Origin of the sequence: Streptococcus sp. HMSC072D07 (assembly GCF_001814835.1) — a bacterium.
GTDB lineage: Bacteria > Bacillota > Bacilli > Lactobacillales > Streptococcaceae > Streptococcus.
Window position 1 is genome coordinate 243,919 of sequence record NZ_KV818066.1, and the last position, 14,011, is coordinate 257,929.

General features: G+C 39.2%; 10 protein-coding genes. 9 read left to right on the forward strand and 1 reads right to left on the reverse strand.

Annotated features, from left to right (window positions below; translation table 11 throughout):
- Window positions 1-397: 397 nt before the first annotated feature.
- From HMPREF2991_RS06100 to HMPREF2991_RS06130, 7 genes are all read left to right on the forward strand, one after another.
- Window positions 398-3,097, forward strand: coding sequence for an RNA-directed DNA polymerase (locus HMPREF2991_RS06100; protein ID WP_070683659.1), 2,700 nt, complete (start codon window positions 398-400; stop codon window positions 3,095-3,097).
- On the forward strand, window positions 3,090-3,797 hold the full coding sequence (locus HMPREF2991_RS06105) for a macro domain-containing protein (RefSeq protein ID WP_070569301.1): 708 nt from the start codon (window positions 3,090-3,092) through the stop codon (window positions 3,795-3,797). Before HMPREF2991_RS06100 ends, HMPREF2991_RS06105 begins: the two co-directional genes overlap by 8 nt.
- 224 nt (window positions 3,798-4,021) lie before the next feature.
- Window positions 4,022-4,780, forward strand: a complete 759-nt coding sequence (locus tag HMPREF2991_RS06110; RefSeq protein ID WP_049538512.1) for an isoprenyl transferase — start codon at window positions 4,022-4,024, stop codon at window positions 4,778-4,780.
- Between the two features lie 8 nt (window positions 4,781-4,788).
- The gene (locus tag HMPREF2991_RS06115) at window positions 4,789-5,592 is read left to right on the forward strand and encodes a phosphatidate cytidylyltransferase (RefSeq protein WP_070569299.1); all 804 of its coding nucleotides are present in this window, start codon (window positions 4,789-4,791) and stop codon (window positions 5,590-5,592) included.
- 15 nt (window positions 5,593-5,607) lie between these two features.
- On the forward strand, window positions 5,608-6,864 hold the full coding sequence (gene rseP, locus HMPREF2991_RS06120) for an RIP metalloprotease RseP (protein WP_070569296.1): 1,257 nt from the start codon (window positions 5,608-5,610) through the stop codon (window positions 6,862-6,864).
- Between the two features lie 16 nt (window positions 6,865-6,880).
- Entirely contained in the window at window positions 6,881-8,734 is a 1,854-nt protein-coding gene (locus HMPREF2991_RS06125; RefSeq protein WP_070569293.1) for a proline--tRNA ligase, read from the forward strand.
- Window positions 8,735-8,831: 97 nt separating this feature from the next.
- Complete coding sequence (locus HMPREF2991_RS06130) at window positions 8,832-10,211, forward strand: glycoside hydrolase family 1 protein (RefSeq protein WP_070569290.1); 1,380 nt, start codon at window positions 8,832-8,834, stop codon at window positions 10,209-10,211.
- A gap of 38 nt (window positions 10,212-10,249) precedes the next feature.
- Here HMPREF2991_RS06130 and HMPREF2991_RS06135 read toward each other — a convergent pair whose 3' ends face one another.
- Window positions 10,250-10,663, reverse strand: coding sequence for an EamA family transporter (locus HMPREF2991_RS06135; protein WP_000264204.1), 414 nt, complete (start codon window positions 10,661-10,663; stop codon window positions 10,250-10,252).
- Between the two features lie 215 nt (window positions 10,664-10,878).
- On the opposite strand from HMPREF2991_RS06135, the gene glmS reads away from it, so the two are divergent.
- Window positions 10,879-12,687, forward strand: a complete 1,809-nt coding sequence (gene glmS, locus HMPREF2991_RS06140) for a glutamine--fructose-6-phosphate transaminase (isomerizing) (RefSeq protein ID WP_042902946.1) — start codon at window positions 10,879-10,881, stop codon at window positions 12,685-12,687.
- Between the two features lie 110 nt (window positions 12,688-12,797).
- Window positions 12,798-13,850 carry an LLM class flavin-dependent oxidoreductase gene (locus tag HMPREF2991_RS06145; protein ID WP_042902945.1) on the forward strand — a complete coding sequence of 351 codons (1,053 nt, stop codon included), beginning with the start codon at window positions 12,798-12,800 and terminating at the stop codon, window positions 13,848-13,850.
- Window positions 13,851-14,011 lie beyond the last annotated feature (161 nt).

Genomic DNA, 14,011 nt, shown 5'->3' on the forward strand with positions numbered 1-14,011 from the left:
ACTTAAACTCCTAAAACTTTTTCATAATAATCTCCCTATAAAACTAAGTCGCCCAATTAGGCGGCTTATTTTTTAATGAAGAAATAATTGCTAATTTTCAAATTTATTGTATAGTCAGTAAAAGATTGATAAGTTATATAAAAGATAATAATTAAGATAGAATATAATATAGGAGCTGAGCGTTACATTTTATAATACTGATGTAATTTTATTTAGCTTATAGAGAGTGATTTTCGATAAATGAGATATCGATGAATTTGTTTATGAATATAATCATTAAGTCTATAGACTAATAATTATTGAACTAAAATCACTTAAATAGTATAATAAGTTTTGTAAGAAAGTTGCTAGAGACTTTTGAGTTCATAATGAAAAGTGAAGGGATTTTATAGGATAAATGAATAAAGATATTCTAGTTAACAAAAAATATTTAGCAAACAAAATTTTAACAGAATTAAGATACAATAAAAGATATATGTATAACTGGGTTAAATGGTTTGGTAATACAGATAAAGACTCTTTAAAAATTAGAGAATATTTAGAAGCGGAAATTGAAAATGTTAATTATGAAATAAAAAATTCTCGATTTGATGTAGGGAATTGTTTTATCGATGCCGTTCCCTTATTCAAAAAAATTAGTCGTTCTGAGAATGGATTGAATAACAAAAATGATGATACTCTCTGTAAACAAGAAAAAAATGTTATCAGTTTTACTGCAGAAAACAAGATAAATGGTGAAATAGAATATAATTATTTCATACTTTCTGATTTGAAAATAATGATATTAGGAGCAATTTGGGTAGAAGTTATAGGTAGAGAATTAGATAATGGACAATTATCTAATGATGTATATGCAAATCGAGTGTCTCAAAACACAAATTCCATTTTTAAACCTTATTTTGAAGCCTATTCTGATTTTAGAGATGCAAGTTTTAAAGAAGTGAAAACTCTGATTGAAAATAATAAAACGGGTATATTAGTACAGACAGACCTCAGTAAATGTTTTTACTCCATTAATATAAAAGAACTAGAAGATAAAATTAAAAAGTTACTTACGGCTAGCGAAGTAGATGAAAGTGTAATCAGATTAAATGCTTATGTTTTCAGTGTTTTAAAGAAATATAATGATTTACAAACTATCACGGAGTACATAGAAAAAACATCTTCTCAGAAAGATCAAAAAATTTTACCTATAGGTTTTTTTCCTAGTAATGTATTAATTAATATTTATCTTAAAGAGTTAGACAAAGAGATAAAATCTAGACACAATCCCATACAGTATGGAAGGTATGTTGATGATATATCTTTTGTTATCGTTAAAGAAATTAATAATGATAATAAAAATGAAATTGTTAATGATATCGAAGGAGAATTGGATAGAATAAAAGAAAAGCTAAAGAAAAAGGATATTTATATAAATCTTAATTTTGAAAAGACTCTATATTTTATTATAAGTGAGAAGAATGATATAAATTATTTGAGAAAATTTGAAAAGGAAACCTCAAGATTATCTAGTGATAATCATAGGATTATTGATCCACTAGAGTTTGAAGACGAGTTTGATAAAGCATATATTTTGACAAAAGATATTACAAAATTATCAGATTTATTTACAATATCCAAAGATAAAAAGCATCTAAGTAGGATAATTTCAACAATTTTTTATTCTATTTATGGAACTATGAGAAAAGAAAATCATAAAAAAAATGTCGAACTTTCGAAAAAATTTATTAAATATTTTTATGATTTTGTTGATGATGAATTTTTTTTAGAACTATATGATTATTGGTATCAGTTATGTGCGATAGAAACAATTTCTCAAAATCTACATAAATTAGATGGAAAAGTTCGAGATAAAACTATGTTTTACAAAAAACTAGAGAATATTAAATCTATTAATGATGAATTGATAGGTACTTTTGTAGAATATTATGAAGACTTATTAAAAAAATGTTTTTTTGAAAATGATAAAGAGTTGATTGTTAGTTTACAAGATAATTTCAGAAAACCAAAATATAAATATCAAGATGATAATTATTTACTTAACTACGAGATTCAACTAAAAAAACTATACGAGATATTCGAGCACATTGGTGAGGAAGAGTTTCAAAAGTTTAAAATAGAATCTAATCAATTTAATAAACTAAATGATTTACTCAAAGAGTGGAATAAAAATAATGGATATCCTAAAAAAATTGGAAACGAGGATATACTTTTAGAAGATTATGAAAAAAAATCAACTCTTCGATTTGCTCAAGCAAATCTTTATTCTTATGAAAAAAGATTAGAAATGTTTATTAAAACATCAGAAAATCTCTCCTCTCTTTCTGACATTGTAACTGTTTTAAATTTATCAGATAAATATAATGCGGATATTATTTCTTTCCCAGAGCAAGGGATTAGTATTGAAGATATTGTTACTGTCGTAAAGCATGCAGTAAAGACTAAAACACTGATAGTAGGTGGGTTAGATTTTATATTAATTAACGGAAGAGTCTTAAATCTAACTATTGTTATTATTCCACTAAAAACAACAATAAAAGGTGTTGAATACAAAGATGCTCATATTCAACTAATTCCGAAGATATATCCGTCGCCGGAAGAATATGATAAATTTAGGCAGAGTAGGCCTGAAGGTAAGAATATTAATTGGACAATGTACATTCCAAAAGAAGAATTTAATCACACTTTTAGCTTCAGAGGATGTAAGCATGCTTTTTTAAATTGTTATGAAGCGACTTCAATCGATTTGAAATACGAAATTTCTAAAGAAGAACCAACTATCATACATCTAATTACTAATAATAAAGACATAAAATATTATTATCAAATTTCTGAAAGTCTTTCTAGAGATTTGATGGCCGTAACGAGTATAACAAATTATTCTAAGTTGGGTGGAGTTCAAATTTTTATTCCTTATAAAGAGGAGTATAAGCGTGTGGTTTCGAGTCATAAAGGATCTAAAAATACACATGTGGATATTTGTGATATTGAATTTGATGACATAAATAATAAACGACGAAATAATTTAAATTCAAATATGAAACAGAATCCTCCAAAATACTATTATAGAAATGTAGAGGAGTATTATGATTAGCAAAATTAAAGAGTATGGACCAATTACATTAGCGTGGTTTGGTGGTATACAATTTTTACAGCCATTGATTCCAAACGATCCTAGAAAATATATTACTTATCAAATATTAATCTTGTTAGTTTCATTTATAATTGCATATATTTACAAGAAGAATCGATATAAATTTTTGAGTAATACACAAAAACTAAATCTAAAAATTTATTATGATGATATTTTCAAGACGAAATATAATGATTATATCCGAGTTATTGCAACCGATGATGATTTAACGGTTGATAAAACTAAAATTAGTCCAAAGTCTGTATATTCTCACTTTCTTAGTAGAATTAATGTGCTTGATTTAGAAAATGTAAGGATGGAGACTAATCGAATTGTAACAATACAAAATAATTCTTCTGTATATTATCTAATTAAAATTGCTTGCCTTGATGAAAATGATACGATGATTTTAGAAGATATTAGAGACTATTTTTCAATGTTGTATGACCTTTGTGAATATATAGAAAATAATGCAAAAGGAAGGAAAATAGTATGTCCTGTTTTGGGTGGAAGAATAAGTTTCAAGAATTCAATACCTACTAGTTCTGATAGACTTAGTCTGATGAAATTAGCATTTGAAACCTATTGTTTTAAAAGAGAGATTGATATTACGATTGTTGTGAAAAAGGATAATACAAGGCCTAAAAAGTATGCAATATAAAAAGGAAACTTTATGATAGGAGCTGTATACTGAACTCATAAGTTAAGAGGAACTTAACTTAAACTCCTAAAACTTTTTCATAATAATCTCCCTATAAAATAAAGTCGCCCAATCAGGCGACTTATTTTTTGTCTGCCTGCAAGCAGGGGCAGTAACTTAGCAATAGAAGAAAATAGGGAAATATGGTATAATGAAACGATAGATTTTTGAATAGGAATATGATCATGTTTGGATTTTTTAAGAAAGATAAAGCTGTAGAAGTTGAGGTTCCAACACAGGTTCCTGCTCATATTGGCATCATCATGGATGGGAATGGCCGCTGGGCTAAAAAACGGATGCAACCACGGGTTTTTGGTCATAAGGCGGGGATGGAAGCCCTCCAAAAGGTGACCAAGGCGGCTAACAAGATGGGAGTTAAGGTTATCACAGTCTATGCCTTTTCAACGGAAAATTGGACACGCCCAGATCAAGAAGTCAAGTTTATCATGAACTTGCCAGTCGAGTTTTATGATAACTACGTCCCCGAATTACATGCAAATAATGTTAAGATTCAGATGATCGGGGAGACAGACCGTCTGCCTAAGCCGACTTTTGAAGCTTTGAAAAAAGCAGAGGAGTTGACCAAGAACAATACAGGCTTGATTCTCAATTTTGCCCTTAATTATGGTGGTCGTGCTGAAATCACGCAGGCTCTTAAGAGCTTGGCTCAGGAAGTTCTAGATGCCAAAATCAATCCTGGCGATATCACAGAAGATATGATTGGGGATTACCTTTTCACGCAACACCTGCCAAAGGATTTGCGAGATCCAGATTTGATTATCCGTACAAGTGGTGAGTTGCGTTTAAGTAATTTCTTGCCGTGGCAAGCAGCCTATAGCGAGCTTTATTTTACGGATACCTTGTGGCCTGATTTTGATGAAGCTGCCTTGCAGGAAGCTATTGCTGCTTTTAACCATCGCAATCGCCGTTTTGGAGGAGTTTAGGAGAAGATATGACCAAGGATTTACAAAAGAGAACATTGTTTGCAGTATTGGCCCTGGCGATTTTCCTTCCAGTCTTGTTTGTGGGAGGACTCTTGTTACAGATAGGCATTGGTTTGTTAGCCATGCTAGCTGTTTATGAACTCTTGCACATGAAGGGGCTAAAGACCATGACCATCGAGGGCGCTTTGACTCTTTTTGCGACCTTCGCTCTTACAGTTCCTTTAGAAAATTACCTAACTTTTTTGCCTGTTGATGGGAATGTAGTTGCCTATAGTGTTCTGATTACCATAATGCTAGGGACAACCGTTTTCAGTAAAAACTATACGATTGAAGATGCCGCTTTCCCAATTGCTGTGAGCTTTTATGTTGGTTTTGGCTTCAATGCCTTACTAGATGCTCGGGTGGCAGGTTTTGACAAGGTGCTTTTGGCCCTTTTTATCGTTTGGGCGACAGATAGCGCAGCCTACCTGACAGGGATGAATTTTGGTAAACATAAGTTGGCTCCGAGAGTTTCTCCTAATAAGAGTATTGAGGGCTTTGTCGGGGGTATTCTAGGTGCGGTACTGATAACGGTAATCTTCATGCTAGTGGACAGTACAGTTGCTCTTCCTTATGGGATTTATAGAATGAGTCTCTTTGCTGCCTTCTTCAGTGTGGCAGGTCAGTTTGGTGACTTGATTGAGAGTGCCATGAAACGCCATTTCGGTGTCAAGGATTCTGGAAAATTTATCCCTGGACATGGTGGTGTATTGGATCGCTTTGACAGCATGCTGATTGTGTTTCCAATGATGCACTTATTTGGCCTGTTTTAAAGAAAGGAATATTGAATGATTGGATTGCTAACCTTTATCCTCGTTTTTGGGATTATTGTGGTGGTGCATGAGTTTGGACATTTTTATTTTGCCAAGAAATCGGGCATTTTAGTTCGTGAATTTGCCATTGGTATGGGGCCCAAGATTTTTTCCCATATCGGTAAGGATGGCACTGCTTATACCATTCGAATCCTTCCTCTAGGAGGCTATGTTCGTATGGCAGGCTGGGGTGATGATACGACAGAAATTAAGACAGGAACTCCGGTCAGTTTAACACTTGCCGACGATGGTAAGGTCAAACGGATCAACCTCTCAGGGAAGAAACTGGATCAAACGGCTCTTCCTATGCAGGTAACCCAGTTTGACTTTGAAGACAAGCTCTTTATTAAGGGTTTGGTCCTGGAAGAAGAAAAGACTTTTACAGTGGATCATGATGCAACGGTTGTTGAAGAAGACGGAACCGAAGTACGCATTGCCCCTCTGGATGTACAGTATCAAAATGCTTCTATTTGGGGCAAGCTCATCACCAACTTTGCAGGTCCCATGAATAACTTTATCTTAGGTGTTGTTGTTTTTTGGATCTTGATCTTTTTGCAGGGCGGTGTTAGAGATACTCAGACCAATCTCTTTCATGTCATGCCAGAGGGAGCTTTGGCTAAGGTAGGCGTAGCTGAGACCGCTCAAATTACCAAGGTCGGCTCGCATGAGGTTAAGAATTGGCAAGACTTGACTCAGGCTGTGGAAGCAGATACCAAGGACAAGACAGCCCCGACCTTGGATGTGACCATTTCTGAAAATGGTAGTGAAAAGCAAGTTACGGTGACTCCAGAAGAAAATCAAGGACGCTATATTCTTGGGGTTCAACCGGGAGTCAAGTCAGACTTTCTATCCATGTTTGTTGGTGGCTTTACAACCGCTGCTGATTCAGGGCTTCGTATCCTTTCGGCTCTGAAAAACTTGATTTTCCATCCAGATTTGAACAAACTCGGCGGTCCCGTTGCCATTTTTAAGGCAAGTAGCGATGCTGCTAAAAATGGTCTTGAGAATGTCCTCTATTTCCTAGCTATGATTTCCATCAATATCGGAATTTTTAATTTGATTCCGATTCCGGCTTTGGATGGTGGAAAGATTGTGCTCAATATCCTAGAGGCTATCCGCCGTAAACCCCTTAAACAAGAAATTGAAACCTATGTCACCATGGCTGGTGTAGTTATCATGGTTGTCTTGATGCTAGCTGTAACCTGGAATGACATTATGCGACTCTTCTTTTAGATAATCGAGGAATATTATGAAACAAAGTAAAATGCTAATCCCTACACTTCGCGAAATGCCAAGCGATGCTCAAGTTATCAGCCACGCCCTTATGTTGCGTGCTGGTTATGTTCGTCAAGTTTCTGCCGGTGTCTACTCTTACCTACCACTCGCTAACCGTGTGATTGAAAAGGCTAAGAATATCATGCGCCAAGAGTTTGATAAGATTGGTGCGGTGGAAATGTTGGCTCCTGCCCTTCTCAGTGCCGATCTCTGGCGCGAATCCGGCCGTTACGAAACCTATGGTGAAGACCTTTATAAACTGAAAAATCGTGAAAAGTCAGACTTTATCCTAGGTCCGACACACGAAGAAACTTTTACAGCTATTGTTCGTGACTCTGTGAAATCTTACAAGCAATTGCCACTCAACCTTTACCAAATCCAGCCCAAGTACCGTGATGAAAAACGTCCACGTAACGGACTTCTCCGTACGCGTGAATTCATCATGAAAGACGGCTATAGTTTCCATGCTAATTACGATAGTTTGGATGTGACTTATGACGAGTACAAAGCGGCCTATGAACGAATTTTCACTCGTAGTGGTTTGGATTTCAAGGCTATCATCGGTGACGGTGGTGCCATGGGTGGTAAGGATAGCCAAGAATTTATGGCCATTACACCAGCCCGTACAGACCTTGACCGCTGGGTTGTCTTGGACAAGTCAGTTGCCTCATTTGATGAAATTCCTGCAGAAGTGCAAGAAGAAATCAAGGCAGAATTGCTCAAATGGATGGTTTCTGGTGAAGACACTATTGCCTACTCAAGTGAGTCTAGCTATGCAGCTAACTTAGAAATGGCAACAAACGAGTACAGACCAAGCAACCGTGTCGTTGCGGAAGAAGAAGTGACTCGCGTCGAAACTCCAGGTGTAAAATCCATCGATGAAGTCGCAGCCTTCCTAAATGTCCCAGAAGAACAAACAATCAAAACCCTCTTCTACATGGCAGATGGTGAGCTTGTTGCAGCCCTTCTAGTTGGAAATGACCAACTCAATGAAGTTAAGTTGAAAAACCACTTGGGTGCAGATTTCTTTGATGTTGCGAGCGAGGAAGAAGTAGCAAATGTTATATCGGCTGGCTTTGGTTCGCTTGGCCCAGTTGGTTTGCCAGAAAATGTGAAAATCATTGCAGACCGTAAGGTACAAGATGTTCGCAATGCTGTTGTGGGGGCCAACGAAGATGGCTACCACTTGACGGGTGTGAACCCAGGTCGTGATTTCACTGCAGAATACGTGGATATCCGCGAAGTTCGTGAGGGTGAAATTTCACCAGACGGACAAGGCGTTCTTAACTTCGCGCGTGGTATTGAGATCGGTCATATTTTCAAACTCGGAACTCGCTACTCAGCAAGCATGGGTGCAGATGTTTTGGATGAAAATGGTCGTGCTGTGCCAATTATCATGGGTTGTTACGGTATCGGTGTTAGCCGTCTTCTCTCAGCCGTTATGGAGCAACACGCTCGCCTCTTTGTTAACAAAACGCCTAAAGGGGAATACCGTTATGCTTGGGGAGTTAACTTCCCTAAAGAATTGGCGCCATTTGATGTGCACTTGATCACTGTCAATGTCAAAGACGAAGAAGCACAAGCCTTGACAGATAAACTTGAAGCAAGCTTGATGGGAGCTGGTTACGAAGTCTTGACGGATGACCGCAACGAACGTGTCGGAGTGAAGTTTAGCGATAGCGACTTGATTGGGTTGCCAATCCGTATCACTGTTGGGAAAAAAGCAGCTGATGGCATCGTAGAAGTTAAGATTAAGGCGACTGGTGACACCATCGAAGTTCACGCAGACAACTTGCTCGAAACCCTTGAAATCCTCAGCAAGAAATAAAACTATAATCAGAAGAAAAACAAGGCAAAAATGTAACTAGTTTTTACCTTGTTTTTTCTATATAATGGGGAAAATGAGTAAATGAAGAGGTATAACAATGCTAAAATTTCCAAAGGATTTTGTTTGGGGTTCCTCCACTTCTGGACCACAGACAGAAGGACGAGTGCTTGGTGATGGTAAAGGAGATAATCTCTGGGATTATTGGTATCAGGTGGAACCCAATCGCTACTACAATGGGATTGGACCTGACAAAACATCGACTTTCTATGAAAACTGGAAAAAGGATATTGAGCTTTTGGTAGAGACTGGGCATACAGCCTTCCGAACTTCTATCCAGTGGTCTCGTATTTTCCCACAGGGCCGTGAAGAGGTCAATCCGCAAGGGGTGGCTTTCTACCGTCAGGTCTTTGAAGCCATTAAGGCCAAGGGAATTCGTCTCTTAGTTAATCTCTATCACTTCGACCTGCCTTTTGCCCTCCAAGAAGACGGCGATGGTTGGGAAAATAAGGCAACTGTCAAGGCTTATGAAGACTATGCTCGTTTTTGTTTTGAGACATACGGTGACTTGGTGGACCAATGGATTACCTTTAACGAGCCCATCGTTCCCGTAGAGTTTGGCTATTTTTACGATGCCCACTATCCTCACAAGGTAGATGCCAAAGTAGCAGTTAAGGTTGCCTATCATACGCAACTGGCTAGTAGTCTTGCGGTTAAGGCCTGTCATGAAGTTTTGCCTGATTCCAAGATTGGGATTGTCCTCAACTTGACACCAGCCTATCCACGTAGCCAGCATCCCGCAGATGTCAAGGCTGCTCGCATTGCGGATCTCTTCCAAGCCCAATCTTTCCTAGATCCGTCTGTCTTGGGAGCTTATCCAGAAGAATTGGTGGAAATTTTAGCTGAGCATGATTTACTACCAGATTCTACAGCAGAAGAGTTGGAACTGATTCGTCAGCATACAGTGGACTTTCTTGGAGTCAATTACTACCAGCCTTTGCGTGTCATGGCTCCGCGTTTTGCCAAACATCCTGACAGTCCCCTCTTACCAGAACATTTCTATGAGCCTTACGTCATGCCAGGCCGTAAAATTAACCCACACCGTGGTTGGGAAATTTATGAGCAAGGGATTTATGATATTGCCCAAAATATCAAGGAAAATTATGGTAATATTGAGTGGATGTTGACAGAGAATGGTATGGGTGTTGAAGGGGAAGAAAAATTCCGTCAAGATGGGATGATTCAAGATGATTACCGTATTGACTTTGTCAAAGGACATCTTCGTGAACTTCACCGTGCGATTGAAGATGGAGCCAACTGTAAAGGATACTTAATATGGACCTTTATTGACTGCTGGTCATGGCTCAATAGCTATAAAAACCGCTACGGTCTAGTTGAGCTTGACTTGGAAACACAGGAACGTCGTCTAAAAAAATCAGGCCATTGGTTCAAGGAACTCAGCGACCATAATGGATTTTAAGAATAAAAAGAGTGAGATGGTGTTCATCTCACTTTTTATTACAATATCATCACCAAGGTCCCAATCGTAATCAGGATACAGCCAATAATTGTTTTAAACGTCAGGACATCCTGTAGGAAGAAAAAGGCTAGAACGAGGGTAATGACGAGACTGAATTTATCGACAGCAGATACCTCAGTCGCATTGCCCATCTGTAGGGCCTTGTAGTAGCAGAGCCAGGAGGCGCCAGTGGCTAAGCCTGATAAGATGAGAAAGAGCCAACTTTTTTTACTGATGTTGACAATTTCGGTCTGACTATTGGTCAAGAAAACCATAGCCCAGGCCATAAGAATGACGACGACTGTACGAATAGCAGTTGCTAGATTGGATGGAACTCCTTCAATCCCAATCTTGGCTAAAATTGACGTTAAGGCTGCAAAGATAGCTGATAAAAGTGCGAAGAAAAACCACATGGCGAATACCTCCTCCCCTTATTATAAGTAATTGATGCCGACTTGTCAGGTATCAAGTGAAATCTTGATAAAATACCAGATAGAAAAACTATACCAATTTTTATCCTTGACAAGTGAGAAAAACAAGTATATACTGTTTTTGCTGATTCCGTAAAGCGAGAATTAGACTATACCAATTTAAGGAGAAAGCACAGCTGGTCTGTGTCGTATATACTATGTGTGGAATTGTTGGTGTTGTTGGAAACACAAATGCAACTGATATTTTGATTCAAGGGCTTGAAAAGCTCGAATACCGTGGCTATGATTCTGCGGGGATTTTTGTCCTAGGTGGTGCTGAAAATCATCTAGTCAAGGCTGTCGGTCGTATCGCAGAATTGTCTGCCAAGACAGCTGGTGTTGAGGGAACAACAGGTATCGGACATACGCGTTGGGCGACTCACGGGAAACCAACGGAAGATAATGCTCACCCACACCGCTCTGAGACGGGACGTTTTGTCTTGGTGCACAATGGAGTGATTGAAAACTACCTTGAAATCAAGGAAGAATACCTTGCAGGTCACCACTTCAAGGGGCAAACCGATACGGAAATCGCTGTTCACTTGATTGGGAAATTTGCAGAAGAAGAAGGTCTCTCAGTTCTTGAAGCCTTCAAAAAAGCCCTTCACATCATTCGTGGTTCTTATGCCTTTGCCTTGATTGACTCTGAAAATCCAGATGTCATCTATGTCGCTAAGAACAAATCACCACTCTTGATTGGTCTTGGAGAAGGCTACAACATGGTCTGCTCAGATGCTATGGCTATGATTCGTGAGACCAACCAATACATGGAAATTCATGACCAAGAGTTGGTAATCGTCAAGGCTGATAGCGTCGAAGTTCAAGACTATGATGGTAACAGTCGTGAGCGTGCTAGCTATACTGCTGAGCTCGACTTGTCAGATATCGGTAAGGGGACTTATCCTTACTACATGCTCAAGGAAATTGATGAGCAACCAACGGTTATGCGTAAACTCATCCAAGCCTACACAGATGAGGCTGGTCAAGTAGTCGTTGACCCAGCTATCATCAAGGCTATTCAAGATGCAGACCGTATTTACATTCTTGCAGCTGGGACATCTTACCACGCAGGATTTGCTTCTAAAAAAATGCTGGAAGAATTGACAGATACACCTGTTGAACTTGGAATCTCATCTGAGTGGGGCTACGGTATGCCACTTCTCAGCAAGAAACCACTCTTTATCTTTATCAGTCAGTCTGGTGAAACAGCGGATAGCCGTCAGGTTTTGGTCAAGGCTAATGAAATGGGAATCCCAAGCTTGACAGTGACAAACGTCCCAGGTTCAACCCTTTCACGTGAAGCCAATCATACCATGCTTCTTCACGCAGGACCTGAAATTGCCGTGGCATCAACCAAGGCCTACACAGCGCAAATCGCAGCCCTTGCCTTCCTTGCAAAAGCAGTCGGAGAGGCAAACGGCAATGCCAAAGCGCAAGCCTTTGACCTGGTTCATGAGTTGTCAATCGTAGCTCAGTCTATCGAATCAACTCTTTCTGAAAAAGAAACCATTGATGCCAAGGTTCGTGACCTTCTTGAAACCACTCGCAATGCCTTTTACATTGGACGTGGTCAAGACTACTATGTAGCCATGGAAGCGAGCCTCAAACTCAAAGAGATTTCTTACATCCAGTGTGAAGGCTTTGCGGCAGGAGAACTCAAGCATGGAACCATTGCCTTGATTGAAGAAGGAACGCCTGTCTTGGCCCTCTTGTCAGATCCAATCCTTGCTAACCACACTCGTGGAAATATCCAAGAGGTTGCAGCCCGTGGTGCTAAGGTTCTCACTATCGCAGAAGAAAATGTTGCTAAAGAGACAGACGATATCGTCCTTACGACCGTCCACCCTTACCTCTCACCAATCTCAATGGTCGTACCAACGCAATTGGTCGCTTACTTTGCAACACTCCACCGTGGCCTTGATGTGGACAAACCACGTAACCTTGCTAAGTCAGTAACAGTAGAATAAGCTAAGAAAGTCTAGTTCATCTAGACTTTTTCTAATGAGCAAATTTATTGGAAATAAAACTAATTAGTGATAAAATACCCTAAAACTAAAAGAGATAGCGAGGAAACAGGATGGTAGAATTAGGAATTTCAACATTTGGTGAAACAACAGCTCTAGAAGCGACCGGGCAGATTTACAGTCATGATGAACGCATTCGTCAGTTGGTGGCAGAAATTGAGCTGGCTGATAAGGTTGGTTTGGATGTGTACGGGATTGGGGAGCATCATCGGGAGGACTTTGCGGTATCGGCGCCAGAGATTGTTCTTGCAGCTGGGGCAGTCAATACCAAAAAGATTCGTTTGACTAGTGCGGTCAGCATTCTCTCGAGTATGGATCCGATTCGCTTGTTCCAACAATATGCTACCATCGATGCCTTGTCAAATGGACGGGCAGAGATTATGGCTGGGCGTGGTTCATTTACCGAGTCTTTCCCACTGTTTGGCTATGACTTGAAAGACTATGAAACTCTCTTTGATGAAAAGTTAGATCTGCTTCAGTTGGCAAATGAAAGCACCAAAGTGAATTGGCAAGGTCAATTGACCCAAACGATTTCTGGCAAAGAAGTCTATCCCCGTCCTGTTCAGGACAAATTGCCATTGTGGGTGGCGACAGGTGGCCATGTCGAATCAACAGTGAAGATTGCTCGGGCAGGGCTGTCGATTGTCTATGCCATTATCGGTGGCAATCCGCGTTATTTTAAAAAGCTGATTCAAGCTTATCGTGAGATTGGAAGGGATGCCGGTCATGCGGATAAAGACCTGAAAGTGGGGGCTCATTCTTGGGGCTGGATTGCTGAGGATGGCGAACAGGCTGTAAAAGATTATTTCCATCCGACTAAGCAAGTGGTGGATGCGATTTCCAAGGACCGTCCACACTGGCAGGAGTTGACCTATGAGCAATATTTGGAGCAAGTTGGTCCAAATGGTGCCATGTTTGTGGGAAATCCAGACCAGGTAGCAGAAAAATTGATTCGCATGATTGAGGATTTAGGCTTGGACCGTTTCATGCTCCATCTACCGCTTGGTTCCATGCCTCATGATCAAGTTTTGAGAGCTATTGAACTTTTTGGAACGCAAGTCGCACCAAAAGTGCGTGCTTACTTTGCCATGAAAGAAGGGTTATAAAAAAATCCAATCAGTTGAGTCGATTGGTGAGGAACACCCATGGATTCAGCAACAGGTGGAAGTGGTACAAGCGATAGAGCATACTATCTAGTGGAATATATACTAGTTTATACCAAGTACAAGATAAAATAGCAAAAAAGGCGATTATCCAAGCGGAAATC

Coding starts and splice junctions, on each gene's coding strand:
- HMPREF2991_RS06100 (WP_070683659.1), top strand. CDS start 398: ATGAATAAAGATATTCTAGTTAACAAAAAATATTTAGCAAACAAAATT.
- HMPREF2991_RS06105 (WP_070569301.1), top strand. CDS start 3,090: ATGATTAGCAAAATTAAAGAGTATGGACCAATTACATTAGCGTGGTTT.
- HMPREF2991_RS06110 (WP_049538512.1), top strand. CDS start 4,022: ATGTTTGGATTTTTTAAGAAAGATAAAGCTGTAGAAGTTGAGGTTCCA.
- HMPREF2991_RS06115 (WP_070569299.1), top strand. CDS start 4,789: ATGACCAAGGATTTACAAAAGAGAACATTGTTTGCAGTATTGGCCCTG.
- rseP (WP_070569296.1), top strand. CDS start 5,608: ATGATTGGATTGCTAACCTTTATCCTCGTTTTTGGGATTATTGTGGTG.
- HMPREF2991_RS06125 (WP_070569293.1), top strand. CDS start 6,881: ATGAAACAAAGTAAAATGCTAATCCCTACACTTCGCGAAATGCCAAGC.
- HMPREF2991_RS06130 (WP_070569290.1), top strand. CDS start 8,832: ATGCTAAAATTTCCAAAGGATTTTGTTTGGGGTTCCTCCACTTCTGGA.
- HMPREF2991_RS06135 (WP_000264204.1), bottom strand. CDS start 10,663: ATGTGGTTTTTCTTCGCACTTTTATCAGCTATCTTTGCAGCCTTAACG.
- glmS (WP_042902946.1), top strand. CDS start 10,879: ATGTGTGGAATTGTTGGTGTTGTTGGAAACACAAATGCAACTGATATT.
- HMPREF2991_RS06145 (WP_042902945.1), top strand. CDS start 12,798: ATGGTAGAATTAGGAATTTCAACATTTGGTGAAACAACAGCTCTAGAA.